Annotated in this window: 21 protein-coding genes and 1 riboswitch; of the genes, 13 read left to right on the top strand and 8 right to left on the bottom strand. The window is 64.2% G+C overall.

Annotated elements, in window-relative coordinates; translation table 11 throughout:
- Positions 1-3 precede the first annotated feature (3 nt).
- Positions 4-1209: an acyl-CoA dehydrogenase family protein gene (locus SA496_RS23680; RefSeq protein WP_120654206.1), complete on the top strand. Its 1206-nt coding sequence runs from the start codon at positions 4-6 to the stop codon at positions 1207-1209.
- Positions 1210-1263: 54 nt separating this feature from the next.
- Here the strand turns inward: SA496_RS23680 and SA496_RS23675 are convergent, their stop codons facing one another.
- The 4 genes from SA496_RS23675 to SA496_RS23660 all read right to left on the bottom strand — a co-directional run bounded on the left by SA496_RS23675 (position 1264) and on the right by SA496_RS23660 (position 4608).
- Positions 1264-2169: a metal ABC transporter ATPase gene (locus tag SA496_RS23675; protein ID WP_120654207.1), complete on the bottom strand. Its 906-nt coding sequence runs from the start codon at positions 2167-2169 to the stop codon at positions 1264-1266.
- A 47-nt stretch (positions 2170-2216) separates the two neighbouring features.
- A complete protein-coding gene (locus SA496_RS23670; protein ID WP_330114562.1) occupies positions 2217-3029 on the bottom strand; it encodes an aldo/keto reductase in 813 nt (270 codons plus the stop codon).
- The gene (locus tag SA496_RS23665; RefSeq protein ID WP_330114561.1) at positions 3026-4201 is read right to left on the bottom strand and encodes an NAD(P)/FAD-dependent oxidoreductase; all 1176 of its coding nucleotides are present in this window, start codon (positions 4199-4201) and stop codon (positions 3026-3028) included. Before SA496_RS23665 ends, SA496_RS23670 begins: the two co-directional genes overlap by 4 nt.
- 74 nt (positions 4202-4275) lie before the next feature.
- Positions 4276-4608 (bottom strand): DMT family transporter, encoded by a 333-nt coding sequence (locus tag SA496_RS23660; protein WP_120654210.1) that lies wholly within the window; start codon positions 4606-4608, stop codon positions 4276-4278.
- Positions 4609-4699: 91 nt separating this feature from the next.
- On the opposite strand from SA496_RS23660, the gene SA496_RS23655 reads away from it, so the two are divergent.
- Both SA496_RS23655 and waaA read left to right on the top strand, forming a co-directional pair.
- Positions 4700-5584 (top strand): LysR family transcriptional regulator, encoded by an 885-nt coding sequence (locus tag SA496_RS23655; RefSeq protein ID WP_120655334.1) that lies wholly within the window; start codon positions 4700-4702, stop codon positions 5582-5584.
- Between the two features lie 36 nt (positions 5585-5620).
- Complete coding sequence (waaA, locus tag SA496_RS23650) at positions 5621-6886, top strand: lipid IV(A) 3-deoxy-D-manno-octulosonic acid transferase (RefSeq protein WP_120654211.1); 1266 nt, start codon at positions 5621-5623, stop codon at positions 6884-6886.
- An 86-nt stretch (positions 6887-6972) separates the two neighbouring features.
- Here waaA and SA496_RS23645 read toward each other — a convergent pair whose 3' ends face one another.
- Positions 6973-7593: a cupin domain-containing protein gene (locus SA496_RS23645; protein WP_120655335.1), complete on the bottom strand. Its 621-nt coding sequence runs from the start codon at positions 7591-7593 to the stop codon at positions 6973-6975.
- A 29-nt stretch (positions 7594-7622) separates the two neighbouring features.
- Complete coding sequence (locus SA496_RS23640) at positions 7623-9578, bottom strand: oxidoreductase (RefSeq protein ID WP_330114560.1); 1956 nt, start codon at positions 9576-9578, stop codon at positions 7623-7625.
- Between the two features lie 158 nt (positions 9579-9736).
- Here SA496_RS23640 and SA496_RS23635 point away from each other — a divergent pair, with 158 nt between their 5' ends.
- Positions 9737-10834: an ABC transporter substrate-binding protein gene (locus SA496_RS23635; protein WP_330114559.1), complete on the top strand. Its 1098-nt coding sequence runs from the start codon at positions 9737-9739 to the stop codon at positions 10832-10834.
- A gap of 138 nt (positions 10835-10972) precedes the next feature.
- Here the strand turns inward: SA496_RS23635 and SA496_RS23630 are convergent, their stop codons facing one another.
- Complete coding sequence (locus SA496_RS23630; RefSeq protein WP_120654213.1) at positions 10973-12412, bottom strand: TolC family outer membrane protein; 1440 nt, start codon at positions 12410-12412, stop codon at positions 10973-10975.
- A gap of 218 nt (positions 12413-12630) precedes the next feature.
- Positions 12631-12737, top strand: a riboswitch (TPP riboswitch).
- A gap of 87 nt (positions 12738-12824) precedes the next feature.
- Between SA496_RS23630 and thiC the strand changes: the two genes are divergently transcribed.
- Positions 12825-14708 carry a phosphomethylpyrimidine synthase ThiC gene (thiC, locus tag SA496_RS23625; RefSeq protein ID WP_330114558.1) on the top strand — a complete coding sequence of 628 codons (1884 nt, stop codon included), beginning with the start codon at positions 12825-12827 and terminating at the stop codon, positions 14706-14708.
- A gap of 124 nt (positions 14709-14832) precedes the next feature.
- The gene (cytX, locus tag SA496_RS23620; protein WP_330114557.1) at positions 14833-16134 is read left to right on the top strand and encodes a putative hydroxymethylpyrimidine transporter CytX; all 1302 of its coding nucleotides are present in this window, start codon (positions 14833-14835) and stop codon (positions 16132-16134) included.
- Here the strand turns inward: cytX and SA496_RS23615 are convergent.
- Positions 16091-16831 carry a DUF3298 and DUF4163 domain-containing protein gene (locus SA496_RS23615; RefSeq protein ID WP_120655337.1) on the bottom strand — a complete coding sequence of 247 codons (741 nt, stop codon included), beginning with the start codon at positions 16829-16831 and terminating at the stop codon, positions 16091-16093. The two genes, cytX and SA496_RS23615, sit on opposite strands and share 44 nt — an antisense overlap.
- Positions 16832-17026: 195 nt before the next feature.
- Here SA496_RS23615 and SA496_RS23610 point away from each other — a divergent pair, with 195 nt between their 5' ends.
- The 7 genes from SA496_RS23610 to SA496_RS23580 all read left to right on the top strand — a co-directional run bounded on the left by SA496_RS23610 (position 17027) and on the right by SA496_RS23580 (position 23171).
- The gene (locus SA496_RS23610; protein ID WP_120654216.1) at positions 17027-17644 is read left to right on the top strand and encodes an NUDIX domain-containing protein; all 618 of its coding nucleotides are present in this window, start codon (positions 17027-17029) and stop codon (positions 17642-17644) included.
- Positions 17635-18090, top strand: a complete 456-nt coding sequence (locus SA496_RS23605) for a DUF1249 domain-containing protein (protein WP_120654217.1) — start codon at positions 17635-17637, stop codon at positions 18088-18090. The genes SA496_RS23610 and SA496_RS23605 overlap by 10 nt, the downstream gene beginning before the upstream one ends.
- A gap of 185 nt (positions 18091-18275) precedes the next feature.
- Positions 18276-19091, top strand: a complete 816-nt coding sequence (cpdA, locus tag SA496_RS23600) for a 3',5'-cyclic-AMP phosphodiesterase (RefSeq protein ID WP_153918124.1) — start codon at positions 18276-18278, stop codon at positions 19089-19091.
- A gap of 57 nt (positions 19092-19148) precedes the next feature.
- On the top strand, positions 19149-19766 hold the full coding sequence (locus SA496_RS23595) for a YqiA/YcfP family alpha/beta fold hydrolase (RefSeq protein ID WP_120654219.1): 618 nt from the start codon (positions 19149-19151) through the stop codon (positions 19764-19766).
- 14 nt (positions 19767-19780) lie between these two features.
- Entirely contained in the window at positions 19781-21670 is a 1890-nt protein-coding gene (gene parE / locus SA496_RS23590; protein WP_120654220.1) for a DNA topoisomerase IV subunit B, read from the top strand.
- Positions 21667-22650, top strand: coding sequence for an esterase-like activity of phytase family protein (locus SA496_RS23585; RefSeq protein ID WP_280359652.1), 984 nt, complete (start codon positions 21667-21669; stop codon positions 22648-22650). The genes parE and SA496_RS23585 overlap by 4 nt, the downstream gene beginning before the upstream one ends.
- A complete protein-coding gene (locus SA496_RS23580; protein ID WP_330114556.1) occupies positions 22647-23171 on the top strand; it encodes a retropepsin-like aspartic protease family protein in 525 nt (174 codons plus the stop codon). Before SA496_RS23585 ends, SA496_RS23580 begins: the two co-directional genes overlap by 4 nt.
- The last annotated feature ends 4 nt before the right edge of the window (positions 23172-23175 follow it).

Below are 23175 nucleotides of genomic sequence, written 5' to 3'. Positions count from 1 at the left end.
AGCATGAACCTGGAAATCCCGAAGAAATTCCGTGGCCTGAGCCTTCAGGCCCATCAGGTAGCGGCACAGTACTTTCGCCCGTTGTCACGCAAGTACGACAAGGCTGAGCATGCCTATCCTCGCGAGCTGGATCTGCTGGCGGCAATGCTCGATGGCATGAACGCCGGTTCGCCGGAAGCCATCGGGGCAGGCTCTGCCAGCAAACGTGGCGCAGGAACGCAGGAGGGGGTGCGCAATAGTGGCAACTTCTCCGCGCTTCTGGGGGTGATGGAGCTGTGCTGGGGCGATGTCGGCCTGCTTCTGGCCATGCCGCGCCAAGGGCTGGGAAACGCCGCCATCGCTGCGGTCGCCAATGAGGAACAGCTTAAGCGCTTCCGGGGAGCCTGGGCGGCCATGGCCATTACCGAGCCTGGTTGCGGCTCGGACTCGGCCGCCATTCGCACCACCGCGGTAAAGGACGGCGACCACTACGTGCTGAACGGCGAGAAAATCTTCGTCACCTCCGGCGGGCGCGCCGATGCGGTGGTGGTATGGGCCACGCTGGACCGCAACCTGGGACGTGCGGCGATCAAGTCCTTCGTGGTGGAGAAGGGCACGCCCGGTATGAAGGTGACGCGCCTGGAGAAAAAGCTCGGCATCAAGGCTTCCGACACTGCCTCCATCAGCTTCGACGACTGCCGTGTTCCCGCGGCCAATCTCCTCGGCAATGCCGAGATTGATGTCCAGAAAGGCTTCGCTGGGGTGATGGCGACCTTCGATAACACACGTCCGCTGGTGGCTGGAATGGCAGTGGGCGTTGCCAAGGCCGCGCTCGATCGAACCCGTGAGTTGCTGGCCAAGGCCGGTTGCCGGTTCGACTATACAAAACCGCTACTCGCCGCCAGCCATGCAGAAGCCACGCTCTATCGCCTGGAGGCCGAGTGGGAGGCGGCGCGGTTGCTGGCCCTGAAAGCTGCCTGGATGGCGGACAACCGGCTGCCGAACTCCAAGGAGGCCTCCATCGCCAAGGCCAAGGCCGGGCGAGTGGCCAATGAGGTCACGCTCAAGTGCGTGGAGCTGGTCGGAGCCCTGGGGTATGGCGAGGACGAGTTGCTGGAGAAATGGGCGAGGGATTCGAAGATCCTCGATATCTTCGAAGGCACCCAGCAGATCCAGTTGCTGATCGTCGCCCGACGGCTATTGGGCAAAACCTCCAGCGAACTGAAGTGATGGCGCGAAGCGGGCGAGCCTAGTGTGGACGGGGTGCCTTGAGCGCCCCGGTGGTCAGCAGGCGATCTTCTTTCCCAGCGGTCGGGCCGTCCCGACCCGCGCCAGCCAGTCGCGCCAGCGCACGCGCTCCTCGTGCACCAGCCAGCCATCCTGTTCGGCAAAGCTCTCCGACAACCAGATGCCACGGGTACTGGCGGCTTTGAACTCACCGTTGCGCAGAGTCAGCAAGTCACCGGTCGGCAGACCCTGGTGCAGCGGTAGCAAGTAGATGTCGGGCCGGCGCCGCTCGAGGCTCGCCACCAGTTGACTACCTTGCAGCACTTCGTCCACATGGAAGAGGCTGATCTGGTGGCTGTCCCGTGGCAGGTCCAGGCGCAGGTCGTAGACCAGCTGCAGCGAGGCCGTTGGCAGGTGCACGTAGGCTTCGGGCCGCTCCAGCAGGATCAGCTTGCCGTTGCGTACCGGACGGGCGGCGCCGGAAAGTGGGCTGAGGCGGAAGTGATTGGCATCGCGGTAGCGCAGTTCACGCTGGTAGGGCGTTGGCAGCCAGGTATCGGCGAAACGTCCCCCCAGCCATCCCTCCGGGGTTTCGATCAGGCATTCCTCGGCCACTTCCTGGATGGCGGTGAGGAGCGGCAGGTTCAGCTCATGGGCCGGTACATACCCGGAAATCAGCTTCAGCACGGTGTCGCCGCGATCCTGCCGGCGCTGACGCACCAGCAGCCAGTAATCGCGGCCCTGCAGGTTCAGGGTGAGCCGCACCGAAACGCCAAGGTTCGCCAGCTCCACCGCGAAGCGCTGGTTGTCATTCACCTTCACCGGACGACGACGCTCGAGCATCTGGGTGAAGTTCAATGGCCGGCCAAGACTCTGATAGCTGAGGGCATCAGCGCTGGCTTCGACATGCAGCGGTAGGGTCTTGAACGCGCTGGGGTCCTTGCGTGCGAGGATTCGCGGCATGTCGGCTCCTTCTGGCAGGGGTCGGCTAGTGGCTTGGCAGGGCTCGATTAGTGGCGATGGGCTCCGATAACGGCAGCGGCCGTCGCGACATTATGGGACAGATGCAGCGGATTGATGGTCCCGATTATCGCGCCGGTCACCCCGGAATGACCGAAGATCAGTTCGAAGCTGGCACGTACTGGGTCCACCCCGGCGTCGAGGCAGGCATGGCCGCTGGCGAGGCCCTTCTTGATCAGGATGCCCTTGTTCTGTTGCAGGGCGAAGTCCAGTACCGGCTTCTCGCCCTGCTCGTTCAGGTTGTAGGTGACCATGGCGCAATCGCCTCGCTCCAGGGCGAGGAGCCCGCCGTCCACAGTCTTGCCGGACAGGCCGAAGGCGCGGATCTTGCCGGCCTGCTTGAGCTCGGCGAGGGTTTCGTACACACCGCTGTCGCGCAGGATGGCCACGTCATTGCCGTCCGAGTGCACCAGCACCAGATCGATGTAGTCGGTTTCCAGGCGCTTCAGGCTGCGCTCGACGGAAAAACGTGTGTGTTCGGGGCTGAAGTCGAAACGGGAAACGCCAGCCTCGAACTCTTCACCTACCTTGCTGACGATCACCCAATCCTGACGCTGCCCGCGCAGCAGTGGGCCGAGGCGTTCCTCGCTGCGGCCGTAGGCCGGGGCAGTGTCGATCAGGTTGATGCCCAGGTCGCGGGCCAGCGCCAGAAGCTGGCGAGCTTCGGCATCGTCGGGGATGGTGAAGCCGTTGGGGTACTTCACGCCCTGGTCGCGGCCCAGCTTCACGGTGCCCAGCCCCAGGGGGGAAACCATCAGGCCGGTGCTGCCCAGGGGACGATGGAGGTTGTGCAGGCTGCTCATCCCAGCAAATCCTCCCAAGCGGGTTGCGCCACAGGTGGGCGGGGCAGGGCCGGCAGCGCTGGATTGGCGGCCGGGCGCAGGCCGTCGCGCTCGAAGGCGGCCAGTACGCGGTCGGCGAAGTCGGGCGCCAGGGCCAGTTTGGTCGGCCAGCCCACCAGCAGGTGGCCCTGTTCGCTGAGGAACGCGTTGTCCGGACGTACCAGGCCGCTCTGGGCCGGCTCGGCGCGATCCACCCGCAGAGTTGCCCACTGGGCGGCGGACAGGTCGATCCAGGGCAGCAGCTGGCGCAGTTCCTGTTCGGCGGCGGCAATCTGTTCGGCTTCGTTGCGGGCAACACCTTCGGCCTCGGCGAGGTCGCCGCCGAGGTACCAGACCCATTGGCCGTCGGCGGCCGGGTGGCTGGTGACGGTGATGCGCGGCTTCGGTCCGCCACCCAGGCAATGGGCATAGAGCGGCTTCAGGCTGGGGGCCTTGACCATCACCATGTGCAGCGGTCGGCGCTGCATGGCCGGCTGGCTCTGGCCCAGGGTTTCGAGCAGCGCCTGATTGCCGGCGCCGGCGCTGAGCACGATGCGTTGCGCGCGGACTTCACGGCCATCGAGGCGCAGGCCGGTGAGTTGGCCGTCTTCGAGCAGGGGCTCGACCTCACGGGCGGCCAGGAGGCCATCGCCGGCCAGTTCCGCGAGGCGATTGATCAGGCTCGGCACGTCCAGCACCAGTTCGGCCAGGCGATAGACTTTGCCCTTGAATTTGGGGTGCTGCAACGCAGGAGGGAGTTCGCTGCCCTTCACCTGATCGACCCGGCCGCGTACCGCCTTGCTGGCGAAGAAGCTGGTCAGGTTGCCTGCCAGGGTGCCGGGGGACCAGAGGTAGTGGGCATCGGAGAGCAGACGCACGCTGCGCAGATCCAGTTCGCCGTTACCGGCCAGGGCCTCGCGCCAGCGGCGGGGCATGTCGGCGATGGCTTCGGAGGCACCGGTCAGAGCACCGTGCAGGGCGTACTTGGCGCCACCGTGGATGATTCCCTGGGACTTGACGCTCTGTTCGCCGCCAAGGCTGGCCTTTTCTACCAGAAGCGTGGCGAAGCCCTGCTGGCGCAGACGGGCGTTGAGCCAGAGGCCGGCGATGCCGCCGCCGAGGATGAGCACATCAGTGGAAAGGGATTCGGCCATGGGTCGCAGGCGCCTCGAAAAAAACAGGGGCGCAGTATAGCGCCCCTGTTCGTGAAGCTGCGGGAAGAGGCGATTCAGTGCCCCGTGCTGTTGGAGAACAGCTGGATCACCACCACGCCGGATACGATCAGGCCCATGCCCAGCACGGCTGGGGTGTCCAGTTTCTGCTGATAGAGCACCAGCGCGGCGACGCTCACCAGCACGATGCCGAGACCGGCCCAGATGGCGTAGGCGATGCCCACGGGAATACTGCGCACCACCAGGGTCAGCATCCAGAAGGCGATGGCATAGCCGCCGATCACCAGGATCAGGGGCAGTGGTTTGTTGAAGCCATCGATGGCCTTCATAGAGGTAGTGGCGATCACTTCGGCGGCAATGGCGATAGCGAGATAGATGTAGCCGGTCATGGTCGGACCTCCTGTGCGATGGGCGGATTCTAGACTTCCGGATGATGGGATAAAGTCATTACCTATCTGGTTGGAAGATAGGTTGATGGTCATGCAATGGAATCTTGAGCAGATCCGCCTGTTCGTCGGGGTTGCCGAAGGCCAGTCCTTTTCTGCCGTAGCGCGAAAGCTGCGGCGCGCCCAGTCTGCCGTCAGTAGCGGTATCGCCGCGCTGGAGGATGATCTTGGTGTGCAGCTATTCGAACGCAGCAGCGGCCGCCAGCCACGTTTGACGGCGGCGGGCGTTGCCTTGCTGGAGGAGGCACGCGAAGTGCTGCGCCAATGCCAGCGACTGGAAGGCAAGGCGCAGGGGTTGGCCAAGGGTGAGGAAGCCCGCCTGCGATTGGCCCAGGACGAGGCGATGCCCTATCAACCTGTCCTGGCCAGCCTGGAGGCGCTGGGCACGGCGTTCCCTCTGCTGGAGGTGCAGCTGGCTGCCAGTGCGCAAGGCGAAGTGGCGCGAAAGCTGCTGGAGCGACGTGCCGACCTCGGCCTGCTGTTCCACCACGAGCAAATGCCCGATGCGCTGGAGCGCCAGCGGCTCGGCACCATCGAGATGGTCACGGTCTGCGGCGCCGGCCACCCCCTGGCCAACAGGAATTATGCCGAGCGCAGCGAACTGGCGCGGCACCGACAGATCCTCATGTCGCCGCAGGACAGCCACTATCCTGGCGGCGAGCAGATTGGCCCGCAGGTCTGGCGTGCTGACAGCTTCTACGTGATGGCTGAACTGTTGATGCGTGGGCTGGGCTGGGCCTGGTTGCCGCGCCATGTGGCCCAGTATCCGGCCTACCAGGGACAACTGGTGGAGCTGCGCAGTGACTGGACGCCGCCATCGTTGGTGGTGGAGCTGGTTTGCCGTCGCGACGAGGCACTGGGGCCGGCGGCGCTCTGGCTGGCCGATAGCCTGGCGGAACACCTGCAAGCCATGGGTTAGTGCGATCGTCGGCGAGTCACGCTAAGCTCCGCGCCCATGAATCGCACCCTCTATACCCTGCTGTTCCATCTCGGTCTGCCTCTGGTAGCCGTGCGCCTGGCCTGGCGCGCCTGGCGTGCGCCGGCTTATGCGCGGCGCATCGGCGAACGCTTCGCTTTCGGTCTGCCTGTGGTCAAGCCAGGCGGCATCTGGGTCCATGCCGTGTCGGTGGGCGAGAGCATTGCCGCCGCCCCCATGGTCCGCGCCCTGCTGGAGCGCCACCCGGACCTGCCCGTCACTATCACCTGCATGACGCCCACCGGCTCCGAGCGCATTCGCGCGCTGTTCGGCGACAAAGTGCAGCATTGTTACCTGCCTTATGACTTGCCCTGGGCGGCTGCCCGTTTCCTTGACAAGGTGCGGCCGAAGCTGGCGGTGATCATGGAGACCGAACTCTGGCCGAACCATATTCACCAGTGCGCCCGTCGCGGCATCCCGGTGGTGCTGGCCAATGCGCGGCTGTCTGAGCGTTCGGCTCGTGGCTATGCGCGATTCGCCAAACTGACAGCGCCCATGTTGGCCGAGCTGAGCTGGATTGCCGTGCAGACCGAGGCTGAAGCCGAGCGCTTCCGCACTCTGGGTGCGCGCCCCGACTGTGTGGGCGTGACCGGCTCGATCAAGTTCGACCTTCGCATCGACCCGGCGCTGCTCCAGCGCGCCGCGGAACTGCGCCGCCAGTGGGGCGCCGAGTCGCGGCCAGTCTGGATTGCCGCGAGCACCCATGCCGGGGAAGACGAAATCGTCCTGGCCGCTCACAAGGCCCTCTTGAAGCAACGGCCAGACGCGCTGCTGATCCTGGTACCGCGCCATCCGGAGCGCTTCGGTTCGGTGTTCGAGCTGAGTCGTCGCGAAGGGCTGGCAAGCGTGCGCAGATCCACCGGCGCACCCGTTGCCGCAACAGACGCCGTGCTGGTCGGCGACACCATGGGCGAGTTGCTGTTCCTTTATGCGTTGGCCGATATCGCCTTCGTTGGTGGCAGCCTCGTGCCCAATGGCGGTCACAACCTGCTGGAGCCGGCAGCCTTGGGCAAGCCGGTGCTCAGCGGCCCGCATCTGTTCAACTTCCTCGAAATCGCCGCGCAGTTGCGTGATGCCGGGGCACTGGCCGAAGTGGCTGACGCCGAACAGTTGGCGGCGCAGGTGGAGGGGCTCTGGGCCGATTCCAGTCGTGCCGGGGCCATGCGCGAAGCGGGACTGGGTGTGCTCAAGGCCAACCAGGGCGCGCTGGAGCGGCTGTTGGGTGGGATTGCGCGGCTGCTGTGATCCCGTAGGGCTTGAAGGGCAGACCTTCGGCCTGCTTGGCGAATGAATTCGCCCCTACAGGAAAAGCCCCTGACTGGCGGTGCTATTCAGAATGTCGGCGGGGTGATGACCCAAAGGATCAGCGCATCCTTCTCGCCGGGATTGCCATAGCGGTGCGGTTCCTGGCTGGAGAAGCTGAAGCTGTCGCCTTCCTGCAGACGGAAGTGCCGCTCGCCGACCCAAAGCTCGAATTCGCCGCTGAGCACATAGCCGGCTTCTTCACCCTCGTGGCTGTAACTCTCTTCGCTGTAGGAGCCGGGCGGGAAGCGCGAATGGAGCATTTCCAATTGGCGCAGGGGCTGCGGGCTGAGCAGCTCGTCGGTGATGCCGTCTTCGTAGTGAAGGCTGGTTCGGGCGTTGCGCCGCACGACGTACCCGCGATCGGCTTCTGAGGTGGGCGCTTCGCTGGCGAAGAACCATTGGATCGTGACGCCCAGGCTGCGAGCGATATTGAACAGCGCTGGAATCGAGGGATAGGCCAGGTTGCGTTCCAACTGGCTGATGTAGCCGGCCGTGAGCTTGCTCTGTTCGGCCAGCTCACTGAGGGTCAGGCCCCGACGTTTGCGCAGCGCGCGGATGCGCGTGCCGAGGAACTGGCTCTCTGCGTTGGCGTTCGGCGATGGCAGGCTGGGGCTCATGGTTCCCTCCATGGGACAGAATCGCGGCATTGTATTGCAGCCGCGATCACCGGCGACACTCAGATGCTCCAAGCCAACTTCAGCCCCTCGTAAATAGCCTCTTCCGCCGTGCGTGGCGCCAGGCAGTCGCCGATTCGGTGAAACTCCACCAGTCCTTCCAGCTCACTGCCCAGGTCGTCCACCGGCTGGTGGCCCTGGCAGAGCACGAGGGTGTCGACATCCTCGAACAGCATTGGCTCGCCACAGGCGGAATGCGTCATGTACACGGTGTTGTCGTCGCAGCCGTAGAGGCGCGCATAGGGGGTGATTGGAATGCCCATCTTGTGAAGCTCTCCGGCCATCTGATCGCGCACGTAAAGGGGCAGACTCTCGCCGCAGTGGGTGCCGCTCACCGCCAGGCGCACCTGATGGCCATTGCGTGCCAGGCGTTCGGCGATGCCGGGTGCGACCCAGTCGCCGCGCCAATCGGTGACCAGCACTGAACGGCCAAGTTGTACCTCTTCGCGCAGCACCTGCCAGGCATCTACCACCTGCAACTCGCCGCCTCGCTCGAAGGGAGGCCAGTAGGGCTTTGCCCCGGTGGCGAGCACCACCAGGTCAGGACGCTCGCGTTCCACCAGGGCACGGTCGACGCGGACGTTGCGTTGCACCTGCACGCCGGCCAGTTCCATCTCCCGTTGCAGGTTGGTGGCCGCACCACCGAATTCCGCGCGTCGAGGCAGCAACTGAGCCAGCAGCACCTGTCCGCCGAGTTGGTTGCCAGCCTCGAAGAGGGCCACCTCATGGCCACGCTGGGCAGCCACGGCGGCGGCCTTCATGCCTGCCGGCCCACCGCCCACGACCATCACGCGCTTGCGCACAGTGGCAGGGCTCGGTGTTCCGTAGGTCAGTTCACGACCGGTTTCCGGGTGCTGGATGCAGGAGATGGGATAGCCACGGTGGAAGTGGCCGATGCAGGCCTGGTTGCAGGCAATGCAGGCACGCACATCGTCACTGCGGCCGTTGGCCGCCTTGTTCGGCATCTGCGGATCGCAGATCAGTGCGCGGGTCATGCCACAGACATCGGCCTGGCCGCGGGCGAGGATGGTTTCGGCTTCCTGGGGCTGGTTGATCCGCCCGGTGACGAAGAGCGGGATGTCCAGGCGTGTCTTGAAGGTCCAGGCGGTGGAGGCCAGGTACGCAGCTTCGATGGCCATGGGTGGCACGATATGGATGGCGCCGCCGATGGAGGCGGACGTGCCCGCCACCAGGTGCAGGTAGTCGAGTTGTCCTTGCAGGGCGAGCGCGGCGGAAAGAGATTCGTCTTCGGTCAGGCCTTCCGGGTCGCGTTCGTCGGCGGAGATGCGCATCCCGACGATGAAGTCGTCCGGGCAGTTGGCGCGCACGGCTTGTATCACTTCGCGGACGAAGCGCAGGCGGGCGTCCAGATCGCCGTTGTAACCGTCCTCCCTGCGGTTCACTCGTGGATTGAGAAACTGTGCGGGCAGGTAGCCGTGACTGGCGACAATCTCTACGCCGTCCAGGCCGGCTGCACACAGTCGACGGGCGGCGGCGCCGTAGCCGGCGACTATTTCATCGATCATCGACTGGCCCAGGGCTCGTGGCATCACTCGGAAACGCTCGTTGGGCGAGGCCGAGGCGGACCAAGCCACTGTCAGCAGGCCATCGCTGGACTCCATGATTTCCCGGCCCGGATGGAAGATTTGGGAGAGCACCACCGTGCCTTCCGCATGGCAGGCGTCGGCCAGGCGCCGATAGCCTGCGATGCAGGCGTCGTCGGTGGCCATAAGCACATGGGAGGTGTAGCGCGCGCTGTCATGTACTCCGGCCACCTGCAGGACGATCAGACCGACCCCGCCCTTGGCGCGAGCGCGGTGGTAGGCGAAAAGCTGGTCGTTGACCAGGTTGTCGGCGGGCATCGAGGTGTCGTGCCCACTGGACATGATCCGGTTCTTCAGGCGTTTGCCGCGGATTTCCAGGGGCTCGAACAGGTGCGGGAAGGTGGCGCTGGACATGGAGGCTCCTGAGGCCTGGCGGCCCTGCTTGTTCTTGTGGAGTCATGAAAATTTACCTTAAGTAAAAAATCAACTTGTTTTTTTTACTTTGCTCTGACTTAGCTTCGAATCGGCCCGAGCCGGGCAGGCTTCACGACAACAACAAGAGGAGAAGCACCATGTGGCAGTCTTTCGTCCCTCACCTGGGCAACGAATCGCACCCCTGTTCCGTTCCTGGTTCCAGTCATGCGGCCCGCCTGCTGGCCGGATTGGCGCTCGCTTGCAGCCTGGGGAACGCCCAGGCGGATGACAGCATGGTGGTGGTGGGCTACGGCGGAGCAGGGCAGAAGGCCCTGAGCGACGCTTTCTTCAAACCGTTCGCCAAGGCCAGCGGAGCGCCGCTGACGGAGAGCGAGTACAACGGCGAGATGGCCCGCATCAAGGTCATGGCCGATACCGGCAGTGCCGATTGGGACCTGGTGGAGATCGAGGCGCCTGATCTGGTGCGTGGATGCGAGGAAGGCATGTTCGAGCGCCTGGACTGGCAGCGCATAGGTGGCGCCGACCAGTTGATCGCCGATGCGGCCCAGGAATGCGGTTCGGCCACTATGGTCTGGAGCGTGGCGCTCGCCTATGACGCCGGCAAACTGGCCGAAGCGCCGAAGTCCTGGGCGGATTTCTGGGATGTGCAACGCTTCCCGGGCAAGCGCGGGCTGCGCAAGCGTGCCGTGTACAACCTGGAGTTCGCGCTGCTGGCCGATGGCGTCAAGCGCGAGGATGTCTACAAGGTGCTGGGAACACCGGCAGGCGTGGAAAGGGCATTTGCCAAGCTGGACCAGCTCAAACCTTACATCCAGTGGTGGGAAGCGGGCGCGCAGCCCGTGCAATGGCTGGCTGCCGGCGGCGTGACCATGACCTCGGTCTACAGCGGGCGTATCGCCGCGGCACACCAGGACGGCAACAATTTCGCGGTGGTGTGGCCGGATAGCCTCTATGGAATGGATTACTGGGCGATCATCAAGGGCTCGAAACACGTCGAGCGCGCCCACCAGCTGATCGCCTTCATCAACAAGGCTGACAACCAGGCCGACTATGTCAAACGGATTCCCTACGGCCCGGTCAACCAGCAGACCTTCGATCGCCTGGATCCGGCACTGACCGGCTGGCTACCCAGTGCGCCACAGAACATGGCGCAGGCCCTGCCCATGAATGTGGAGTTCTGGACTGACCACGGCGAGGATCTTGAGCAGCGCTTCAATGCTTGGGCGGCAAAGTAGGAGCGAGTTCATTCGCCAAGCAGGCCGACGGCCTGTTTGGATCAGGGCATCGCGAATTGAATCGCTCTCACAAACCTTTTCACAAACCAACGAAAAAGCCCGGCATGAATGCCGGGCTTTTTGCGTCTGCAGCGGAACTCAGTATTCCGGGTCGCCTTTCAGGCTGGCTTCTGCTGCCTTGGCCAGATCCGGCGGGAGGAAGTCCTTGTCCGGATCGTAGTCGGGCTTGAGGAATGCGGCCAGGGCTTCCAGGTCGCCCGGGCTCAGGGTGCCGGCGGCTTGTTTCAGGCGGAGGTTGTCGAGGATGTAGTCATAGCGCGCGTTGTTGTAGTCGCGCACCGAGCTGTACAGCTGGCGCTGGGCGTCGAGCACGTCGACGATGTTGCGAGTACCCACCTGGTAGCCGATCTCGGTGGCTTCCAGGGCGCTCTGGTTGGAGATGATCGACTGCTTGCGTGCCTTCACCTGCTCCACGTCGGTGTTCACCGCGCGGTGGAAGTTGCGGGTGTTCTGCACCACGTTACGGCGCAGACTTTCACGCTGCTGCTCGGTCTGGTTCAGACGCTGGTAGGACTCGCGTACTTGCGAGCTGGTCAGGCCACCGCTGTAGATCGGGATGTTCAGCTGCAGGCCAATGCTGCGTTGCTCCACATCGCTGCCGAAGGTCTGGGTGTTGCCGGTGGTGTTGCTGAAACCGAGGCTGTCGTTGTCGCCCTTCTGGTAGCTGGCTACAGCGTCCAGGGTCGGTGCGTGGCCGGCCTTGCGCTGGCGCAGGGTTTCTTCAGCAGCGTCGACGGCGTAGTTGGCGGCCTGCAGGTTGAGGTTCTGCTGCGCGGCGGTGTCGACCCACGCCTTTGCGTCGTTGGGTGCGGGCACCACGACCGGAAGGGTATGACGAATGCCCTCGATGGAGGGGTACTCGCGGTTGGTCAGGGTCACCAGGGCCTGGAAAGCGTCGTCGACGTTTCGCTCGGCGATGAGCCGGTTGGCGCGGGAGGTGTCATAACCGGCCTGGGCTTCCAGCACATCGGTCTTGTCCGACAGACCCACATCGAAGCGCTCGTTGGCCTGGTCGAGCTGGCGCTTGAACGCCGCTTCCTCGGCCTTGGTCGAAGCCAGGTTGTCCTGGGCACGCAGTACGGCGAAGTAGGTTTCCGCAGTCTGCAGGATCAGGTTCTGCTGGGTCGCGGAGAAGTCCAGGGCGGCCTGCTCGGTGGTGGACTCCGCTGCCTTCAGCTGGAACCAGCGGTCGGCACGGAAAATCGGTTGGCTCAAGGTCGCCTGGTAGGCGATGCCGCTGCGCGAAAAGGTGCTGGATGGTTCGTCCAGTTTGGTCCGGGTGTCGTTGGCCGTGGCGCCGCCGTTAATCTGCGGCAGCAGGCCGGAGCGAGCCTGGGGTACGGCCTCGCGCTGCGCCTCGTAGTTGGCGCGGGAGGCGGCGAGATCGGCGTTGTTGTCGACGGCGTCCTTGTAGACGGTCACGAGGTCCGTCTTGGCTGACAGGGGGGCATCTACGGCCCAGGCAGTTCCGGCAAAGGCGGAAGCCACGGCGATGGCCAGCGAGAGTCTGCGCAGCATGATCAATCCTGGATTCTGAGGTGTCGGGCAAGGCTACGGGGCCGCTGGGAGCGGGTCAAGACGCCCCAGCGGCGGCCTCAGTGTAGTTTGCGACAAGCTATGTTGCCTGCCTGCAACAATCCCTTTCTGTTGAGTTACTTGCGTCATTTCTCGACGCGCTGGTCACGTTATTCTGACCACTGGGTTGGTTTTCTTGGGGAAGCTTGTTTAGACTGCGCGGGTTCTTGTCGGGGTGCCTCGAATCGGAGGCTGAGATCGGAGAGTTCCGGATCCCGTTGAACCTGATCAGGTTAAAGCCTGCGTAGGGAACAAGATGTGCCTTCCCAGTCCGAACTCCGGAAGGCCCCTCTCGGCACCAGTCCCGGTGCACTCTCTTTCAGGTTCGCTCCGACATCACCCCAGGAGCCAGCCGATGACCGCAAAACAACAAAAGAACCTGAGCGAGAGCGCCCAGGTCGACCAGCAATCCGTCCAGCCTTTCCCCCGTTCGCAGAAAGTCTATGTGCAGGGCTCCCGCCCGGACATCCGCGTGCCCATGCGCGAAATCAGCCTGGATGTGACTCCCACCGCTTTCGGTGGCGAGATCAATGCCCCGGTCACTGTCTATGACACGTCTGGCCCCTACACCGACCCAAGCGTCAGCATCGATGTGCGCAAGGGGCTGGCCGACGTGCGTTCCCCCTGGATCGAAGACCGCAACGACACCGAGCGCCTGCCGGGCCTGACTTCCGAGTTCGGCCAGCGTCGCCTGGCCGATGCCGAACTGTCGGCCATGCGCTTTGCCCATGTGCGCAACCCGCGCCGTGCCAAGGCTGGTCGCAACGTCACGCAGATGCACTACGCGAAGCAGGGCATCATCACGCCTGAGATGGAATACGTCGCCATCCGCGAGAACATGAAACTGGCCGAGGCGCGCGCCGCCGGTCTGCTGAAGGAGCAGCATCCGGGCCAGAGCTTCGGTGCCAGCATTCCGAAGGAAATCACCCCGGAGTTCGTCCGCGAGGAAATCGCCCGCGGCCGCGCCATCATCCCGGCCAACATCAACCATGTGGAGCTGGAGCCGATGATCATCGGCCGCAACTTCCTGGTGAAGATCAACGGCAATATCGGCAACTCGGCCCTGGGTTCCTCCATCGAGGAAGAAGTGGCCAAGCTGACCTGGGGTATCCGCTGGGGTTCGGACACCGTGATGGACCTGTCCACCGGCAAGCACATTCATGAAACCCGCGAGTGGATCATCCGCAACTCGCCGGTACCCATCGGCACCGTACCGGTCTACCAGGCCCTGGAGAAGGTCGGTGGCATCGCCGAAGACCTGAACTGGGAGCTGTTCCGCGACACCCTGATCGAGCAGGCCGAACAGGGCGTGGACTATTTCACCATCCATGCCGGCGTACTCCTGCGCTACGTGCCGCTGACCGCCAAGCGCGTGACCGGCATTGTCTCGCGCGGCGGTTCGATCATGGCCAAGTGGTGCCTGGCTCACCACAAGGAGAATTTCCTCTACACCCACTTCGAGGAAATCTGCGAAATCATGAAGGCCTACGACGTCAGCTTCTCGCTGGGCGACGGCCTGCGTCCGGGCTCCATCGCCGATGCCAACGACGCCGCGCAGTTCGGTGAGCTGGAAACCCTCGGCGAGCTGACCAAGATCGCCTGGAAGCACGATGTGCAGACCATGATCGAGGGCCCTGGCCACGTGCCGATGCACCTGATCAAGGAGAACATGGACAAGCAGCTGGAATGCTGCGACGAGGCCCCGTTCTACACCCTCGGCCCGCTGACCACCGACATCGCCCCTGGCTACGACCACATCACCTCCGGCATCGGCGCCGCGATGATCGGCTGGTTCGGCTGCGCCATGCTCTGCTACGTGACTCCGAAGGAGCACCTGGGCCTGCCGAACAAGGATGACGTGAAGACCGGCATCATCACCTACAAGATCGCGGCCCATGCGGCCGACCTTGCCAAGGGCCACCCCGGCGCGCAGATCCGCGACAACGCCCTCTCCAAGGCGCGCTTCGAGTTCCGCTGGGAGGACCAGTTCAACCTCGGCCTGGACCCGGACACCGCGCGTGCCTTCCACGACGAGACCCTGCCGAAGGATTCGGCCAAGGTTGCGCACTTCTGCTCCATGTGCGGGCCGAAGTTCTGCTCGATGAAGATCACCCAGGAAGTGCGCGACTACGCCAAGGAAAACGGCCTGACCGACGAACAGAAGGCCATCGAGGCCGGCTTCGCCGAGCAGTCCGGGCGTTTCAAGGACGAAGGCTCGGTGATCTACAAGCAAGTGTGAGCGTCAGCTCCGGAACGATGAACAGGTATTGATCTGTCATCCCCACGGCGAAAGCCGGGCTTCGGGCCCGGCTTTCCGGTTTGTGGCCAATTCATAACTACAGTCCATCAGGGCAACTGCCAACGTGAACACCCCGACCAGCTACTCGCCGTCCATCCCGGTCGCCTTCGACCAGCGCGTTCTCGGCACGCGCGACCTGTTTTCCCTCTGGTTCTCCCTCGGCCTCGGCCTGATGGTGCTGCAGACCGGCGCCCTGCTGGCGCCCGGCCTCGGTACCAGCGACGCGTTGCTAGCCATTTTCCTCGGCACTGGAGTCGGCGTACTGCTGCTCGGGGCGGCAGCGATGATTGGCAGCGACACCGGCCTTGCCTCCATGGCGTCGATGAAGCTCAGCCTCGGCTCGGCTGGCGCGACCTTGCCGGCCTTCCTCAACCTGCTGCAACTCGTGGGCTGGGGTGCCTTCGAGATCATCGTGATGCGCGATGCGGCCAGTCTGCTGATCATGCGGGGCCTGGGCGAGGACAGCCTGTGGGCTTCACCGACCCTCTGGACCCTGGTGTTCGGCGCCTTGGTCACTCTGCTCGCGGTAGCCGGTCCGCTCGCCTTCGTACGTCGCATCCTGCGCCGTTGGGGCATCTGGCTGCTGCTGGGAGCCTGCATCTGGCTGACCTGGGACCTTATCAAACGTGCTGATTTCGCGGCCCTGATGGCGCGGGCCGGCGATGGCTCCATGTCTTTCGCACTGGGCTTCGATATCGCCATCGCCATGCCGCTGTCCTGGTTGCCACTGATTGCCGACTACTCGCGCTTCGGCCGTCGTGGTGGCGGTGTATTCGTCGGTTCGGCACTGGGCTTCTTCATCGGTTGCCTGTGGCTGATGGGGCTGGGGGTGGCCTACACCCTGGCGTTCGCCGAGGGTGGCGATGCCAATGCACTGCTGCTGGCCCTGGCCGGCGCGGGCATGGGAATCCCGCTGTTGCTGATTCTGCTGGATGAGTCGGAAAAGGCCTTTGCCGATATCCACTCGGCGGCGGTGTCCAGCGGCATCCTGCTGCCGCTTAAGGTAGAGCAGCTGGCGCTTGCCATCGGCTTGCTCTGCACGCTGATCGCCTGGTTCGCGCCGCTGGCCGAGTATCAGAACTTCCTGCTGCTGATCGGCTCGGTGTTTGCGCCGCTGTTCGGTGTGGTGCTGGTTGATCACTTCATTCTGCGCCGCCGCCGCGCCGAGCTGGCGCGGCGCGTTGCATTGCGCTGGGACACGCTGCTGGCCTGGGGTTGCGGCGTAGTGATCTATCACCTGTTGGCCAATCGTTGGCCGGAGCTGGGTGCAACCCTGCCGGCGCTGTTGGCCGCTGGCGGGTTGCAAATGCTGCTGGGACGCTTCAGCCGCGTCCGGGGAAATACTGGGGCTTCAGTATTCCGTTGAGCTGCGGGTAGGGGATGCGAATCTCCGGGTGCCCGCTGGAGTAAGGCGCGATGCTGTACACGTCGTACTTGAGCAGCATGGCGCCGTAGCCGAGGCCGACGTTGGCGGTGCGCTCGAACGGCCAGGTCTTGATGAAGTCTGGATCCTGGTCGAACTTGTTGGCCGCCAACCAGCGGAGGTGGGCCTCTTCGGCGACCTTCCAAAAGGCGTCTTCCTGGCCTGGAAGCAGCATGTCGCCGAGGCTCAGCGGCTTCTCCAGTTTGCGGTCGTAGTTGATGAAACCGCGGCCAGGCATGCCATGGGCGCCGCCGGTGAACAGGTAGCTGGACAGTTCCACCAACACGAGTTTGTCGTGCTGTTCCAGTACCTTGGCTTGCAGGTAGCTGCTCCAGCCCGGTTCGGCGCTGGCGAGGAAGTCCTTCTCGTAGGATTCGAGCGAAGCCGGAAGCGGCTCGCCGGGGCTGTTCTGGGTCATCTGCAGCAGGCGCTGGTTGATCAGCGAATTGAGCTGCGGCTCATCGGCGAAACTGATGGTGTCGATGTTCACCAGCGGGCAGGTCTCGCCCTGGCAGCCGGGTTTCAGGTGTTCCCAGGCGTGGCGCTGCGGTTCCAGTTTGTCGCTGCCACCGGGTAGCATCTGGCAGGCACTGAGGAGGGCGCCGAGGCTGGCGGCGGCGAGGAGTCTGGCGAGGGGCATCGGCTTCATCTTCAGGGGCAATTCCGGAAAAGTGCAGGCTTCGACTGCCGCTGGGGCCATGAGTTCGCGTATCCCCGGGCAGCCTTTCGCCGCGCATCTTCCCAGTCTGTGCCTCGTCTGCAAAGAGGCTGCAGCCTGTACGACCAAGGCGTAGGATGCGCGAATCAAAGCCTTCCGAAGCAGTGAGACCGTCCCATGACCGAAACCTTCAAACCGGGCCCCGACGCTGTCGAGATGGTCGAACGAGAAACCTGTTTCCAGGGTTTCTACCGCCTGGACCGCCTGAGTCTGCGCCACCGACTGTTCTCCGGCGACATGGGGCCGGTCATCCATCGGGAACTCTTCGTCCGTCATGATGCTGTCTGTGTACTGCCCTATGATCCGCAACGGGATGCCGTGGTGCTGATCGAGCAATTCCGCGTCGGCGCCTTCGGCAAGAGCGAAAGCCCCTGGCTGCTGGAATTGGTGGCGGGGCTGATCGACAAGGACGAGGAGCCGGAAGAGGTCGCCCGTCGGGAAGCCGTCGAAGAAGCCGATCTGCAGTTGACTTCGTTGTGGCCGATCACCACCTACTATCCTTCACCAGGGGGCTCCAACGAGCGCGTGCATCTGTACCTCGGACGTTGCGACAGCAGCGGCGCGGGAGGCGTACACGGGCTGGCGGAGGAGGGCGAAGATATCCGCGTGCATGTACTGTCGCTGGAAGACGCCCTGGCCCTGATGCGTGAAGGGCGGCTGGACAATGCCGCAAGTATGCTGGCCCTGCAGTGGCTGGCGCTGAACCGTACCGAAGTCAGGGGGTTGTGGACGTGAATCTGTTGCGCGATCGCTACCGGGTCGACCTCGTTGGGCTGCAAGCAGCCTGCGAGGCGAACTACGCGCGCCTGATGCGTCTGCTCCCGCAGATGCGCGAGGTTCGTGGTTCCCGACGCGTCGCGCTGAGCCAGGGCGAGCGCCTGCTTGGTGTATTGGCTCTGGAAGTGGTCGAAGCCTGTCCCTATACCACCACGCTGCAGGTGCGCCAGGAGCACAGCCTACCCTGGCTGCCGTCGCCGCAACTGGAAGTGCGCGTCTACCATGACGCGCGCATGGCGGAAGTGGTCGGTGCCGAGAATGCACGGCGATTCCGCAGCGTGTATTCCTATCCAAACGCTGACATGCACCAGCCCGACGAGAAGAGCCAGCTCAATCTCTTCCTCGGCGAGTGGTTGAGCCATTGCCTGGCCTGTGGTCACGAACTGGAACCGGTCGTCCTCTAGTCTCTGGACGAGACTCACCTGTGATCGACAGTCTTTCCTGCAAGGTCCCGCTTTTGTCCGGAAGGCTTGCGACTGGTCGGCCAGGTTGATCCGCAGCCGCTAACTGTGAACCATTCCCGCTTCGCGGGTTTACCCATTGCGCGCGCAACAACCATAATCGGAACACCTTGCCCGAGGAGAAGGCCTTGCCCAATCCATTCCCCCCTGCCGCTGACGAGTCGGTGCTGCTGGTGCAGCTCTCCGACAGCCACCTGTTCGCCGAGGCGGACGGCAAGCTGCTGGGCATGGAGACCCGTGACAGCTTGCGGCGGGTGATCGACCAGGTACTGCAGGAGCAGCCACGCATCGACCTGGTACTGGCCACGGGCGACCTCTCCCAGGACGGCTCGGTCGAGTCCTACGAGGCATTTCGGGATCTGACTGCAAGTATTCCCGCGGCTGCCCGCTGGTTCCCCGGCAACCACGATGAAGTCCCGGTTATGCGCGATGTGTGCGCCGGTACTGCCGAGCTGGAACCCATCGTCGACTTCCCCCACTGGCGCCTGGTATTGCTGGACTCCACCATCGCCGGTGCCGTCCCCGGACATTTCCCCGACGAGCAACTGGCGTTCCTGGAAAGCGCCCTGGAAGGTGCCGGCGAGCGCCATGTCCTGGTCAGCTTCCATCATCATCCGGTACCCATCGGTTGCACCTGGATGGACCCGATCGGTGTGCGCAACGCCGACAGCCTGTTCGCCGTCCTGGATCGTTATCCACAGGTGCGGGCGCTGCTCTGGGGCCATGTCCACCAGGAGTTCGACCAGATCCGCAATGGAGTGCGCTTGCTGGCGTCGCCATCCACTTGTGTGCAGTTCGCGCCAGGCAGCGAGGACTTCTGCGTGGGCAGCGAGGCGCCGGGATACCGCTGGTTGCGCCTGATCCGTGATGGCAGCATCGAAACCGGCGTTTCGCGGGTCATCGGGATCACGTTCGAAGTGGATTACAGCATCAAGGGTTATTGACCTTCGCGCCGTGGCACGGCAAGAAGTACAACTTTCCCTAGATCGCCAGGAAACCGTGTGGCCAGTTCGCAACCCAGCCTTCTCTATATCCACGGCTTCAACAGCTCGCCGTCGTCACTCAAGGCGCGCCAGCTCAGCTCGCTCATGCAGGGCCTCGGCCTGATCGAGCGTCTGCGGGTTCCGGCCCTGCATCATCATCCCCGACTGGCCCTCGGCCAGCTTGAGGCCGCTATCGCCGAACTGGGGCGCCCGGTGCTGGTCGGCAGCTCACTGGGCGGCTACTATGCGACCCACTTGGCCGAGCGCCACGGCCTGAAGGCCGTGCTGATCAACCCCGCGGTCGCCCCGCACCGGTTGTTCGACGGCCAGCTTGGCCCACAGAAGAACTACTACAGCGACGAAACCTGGGAGCTGACGCTGGAGCATGTGATGGCGCTGGCCGAACTGGAAGTGCCACCACCACAGGACCCGGTTCGTTACCAGGTGTGGTTGCAGACGGCCGACGAAACCCTCGACTACCGTCAGGCGGAGCGCTACTACCGCGCCTGTGCCTTGCGTATCGAAGCGGGCGGCGACCACGGTTTCCAGAACTTCCCTGCCCATCTGCCCGCCTTGCTGGCTTTTGCCGGCTTTCCCGCGCAGCTGTGGCGTGACATCGACTTTTCCGACCTCTGACTGAAAGGGAATCCATGGCTACTTACAACGCGGATGCCATCGAAGTCCTCTCCGGCCTCGATCCGGTGCGCAAGCGTCCAGGGATGTACACCGACACCTCCCGACCCAATCACCTGGCCCAGGAAGTCATCGACAACAGCGTGGACGAGGCCCTGGCAGGCCACGCCCGTAGCGTGCAGGTGATCCTCCATGAGGACAACTCGCTGCAGGTCATCGACGACGGCCGCGGCATGCCGGTGGACATCCACCCCGAAGAAGGGGTGCCCGGTGTCGAACTGATCCTCACCAAGCTGCACGCCGGCGGCAAGTTCTCGAACAAGAACTACCAGTTCTCCGGTGGCCTCCATGGCGTGGGCATCTCGGTGGTGAACGCCCTGTCCACGCGCGTCGAAGTGCGCGTCAAGCGCGAGGGCAGCGAATACATGATGACCTTCGCCGATGGCTTCAAGGCCAGCGAGTTGGAAGTCATCGGCAGCGTCGGCAAGCGCAATACTGGCACCAGCGTCCATTTCTGGCCGGATGCCAAGTATTTCGACTCCCACAAGTTCTCCGTCAGCCGCCTCAAGCATGTGCTCAAGGCCAAGGCCGTGCTTTGCCCGGGGCTGTCTGTCACCTTCGAGGACAAGGCCAGCGGCGAGCGCGTGGAATGGCATTTCGAAGATGGCCTGCGTTCTTACCTGGTGGATGCCGTCAGCGAATTCGAGCGACTGCCGAACGAACCTTTCTGCGGCAGCCTGGCCGGTAACAAGGAAGCCGTGGATTGGGCGCTGCTCTGGCTGCCCGAGGGTGGCGACAGCGTTCAGGAAAGCTACGTCAACCTGATCCCGACCGCCCAGGGCGGTACCCATGTCAACGGCCTGCGCCAGGGCCTGCTGGACGCCATGCGCGAGTTCTGCGAGTTCCGCAACCTGCTGCCGCGCGGGGTCAAGCTGGCACCCGAGGACGTCTGGGAGCGCATCGCTTTCGTCCTCTCGATGAAAATGCAGGAGCCGCAGTTCTCCGGCCAGACCAAGGAGCGCCTGTCCTCCCGCGAGGCGGCAGCCTTCGTCTCGGGCGTGGTCAAGGATGCCTTCAGCCTGTGGCTCAACGAGCACCCGGATCTGGGTATGCAGCTGGCGGAACTGGCGATCAGCAATGCCGGCCGCCGACTCAAGGCGGGCAAGAAAGTCGAGCGCAAGAAGATCACCCAGGGGCCGGCGCTACCCGGCAAGCTGGCGGATTGTGCTGGCCAGGACCCGATGCGATCCGAGCTCTTCCTGGTGGAAGGTGACTCAGCCGGCGGTTCGGCGAAGCAGGCACGGGACAAGGAATTCCAGGCGATCATGCCGTTGCGCGGGAAGATCCTGAATACCTGGGAAGTGGACGGCGGCGAAGTGCTGGCCTCCCAGGAAGTGCATGACATCGCAGTCGCCATTGGCGTCGATCCTGGCGCGTCCGACCTCAGCCAGCTGCGCTATGGCAAGGTCTGCATCCTTGCCGACGCCGACTCCGACGGCCTCCACATCGCCACGCTGCTGTGCGCGCTGTTCGTGCGCCACTTCCGCCAGTTGGTAGAAGCCGGACACGTCTATGTGGCGATGCCGCCGCTGTTCCGTATCGACCTGGGCAAGGAAATCTATTACGCCCTGGACGAGGCCGAGCGCGACGGCATTCTCGATCGCCTGGTGGCCGAAAAGAAACGTGGCAAGCCGCAGGTCACCCGATTCAAGGGCCTGGGCGAGATGAACCCGCCGCAGCTGCGCGAAACCACCATGGACCCGAACACTCGTCGCCTCGTCCAGCTGACCCTCGAAGACGCGGAAGGCACGGTGGAGGTCATGGACATGCTGCTTGCGAAGAAACGCGCTGGTGATCGCAAGTCCTGGCTCGAGTCCAAGGGCAACCTGGCCGAGGTCATGGTGTGAGGGGAGTCCTTTTCCTCCTCGGTCTGTTGTCCTGTGCACCGCTCTGGGCCGCCGGCGATCCGGAACAACTGAGGCTGGCCTTCGAGTACCCGGTGGAAGGCATGCCCCAGGGCAACCTCTCCGGGCTGGCCCGCTGCGGTGACGACCTGGTGGCGGTTTCCGACCGGGTAGATAGCCAGCTGTACCGGCTCAAACCCATAGGTGGCGTACTCCAGGCCGAGGCCGAGACCTTCCATGCGCCGCCGCCACCGCCGAGCAGCCTGCCCTGGGGCGTGCGTGCGCGTTCCTGGGCCATCAGCATGCTGCGGGGCAACGATCTGGATTTTGAAGGCATCAGCTGCGATGCCGTCGGCAATCGCTACCTGGTGAGCGAGGCCAATGCGGCGGTGCTGCAGCTGCCGGTGGCTGGTGAGCCCAATTGGTTGCTGTTGCCGGACAACCTGGTCCGCCAGGCCCGCGCCAGTGGCATGCTGCTGCACTTCAATGCCCTGCTTGAAGGCATTGCCGTCGATCCCAAGGGCGAGCGCCTCTGGCTTGCCGCCGAGCGCGAGCGGCGGGGGCTGATGGTGGTTCACAAGCAGCAGTCCACCTGGCGTTGCACCGGCGGTTGCGTGATCTTCAGCGAGGCGGGTACTGAGCGTCCGCCGGCGCCCATCGGCAGCGAGCAGCAGATGCCACGGGATTTCTCCGACGTTGCCTTCCATGAAGAGAAACTCTTCACCCTGGAGCGCCTGGCGCATCAGATCTGCCGGCGCAAGCCGAACAATGGCGAAGTCGAGCGTTGCTGGTCCTTTGCCGAGGAAGCACTGGCCGATACCCGTCGATACGGTGTGCCTTTCGGAGTGGCCGAGGGCCTGTGGATAGATGCCGAAGGAGCCTGGGTCGGCCTCGACAACGGCGGCAAGGCCCGCGCCGACGGCGAGCGTCGCCCCATTGTCTGGCGCTTCACCGCGCCCAAGGGCGGCTGGAGCGCGAAATGACCACACAGACGCCGGGCAAACGAGCAGGAAGGGTAATGCTGGTGCTCGCCTGGGGCATCGGCCTGATCCTGGCTACGCGTTATTTCGGTGTCTGGGAGGACCGCCAGCACAATCCCAATCGCGCGCCCGAATCGGTGCATGGCGACGGCGACGTGGAAGTGCGCCTGGCCAGCAGCCGCCAGGGGCACTATCTGCTCGACGGCCGTATCGACGGCCAGGGCGTGACCTTCCTGCTCGATACTGGCGCCACCCAGGTGGCAATACCCGCCCGGCTGGCCGAGCGCCTTGGCCTGAAGCCTGGCGCGGCGGTCACCCTGAGCACCGCCAACGGCCGAGTCACCGGCCACCGCACCCAGCTGCAGGACCTGCGCCTGGGTGACATCCGCCTGACCCAGGTGCCCGCGATCATAGTTCCGGGCATGGACGGCGAAGAGGTGCTGCTTGGTATGAGCGCCCTCAAACAACTCGAATTCACCCAGCGCGACGGCACCCTGGTGCTGCGCCAAGTCACTTCTCCGTGAGGCA

Source organism: Pseudomonas sp. JS3066, assembly GCF_036328175.1.
Lineage (GTDB): Bacteria > Pseudomonadota > Gammaproteobacteria > Pseudomonadales > Pseudomonadaceae > Metapseudomonas.
This window is presented reverse-complemented; position numbering and strand designations above follow the sequence as displayed.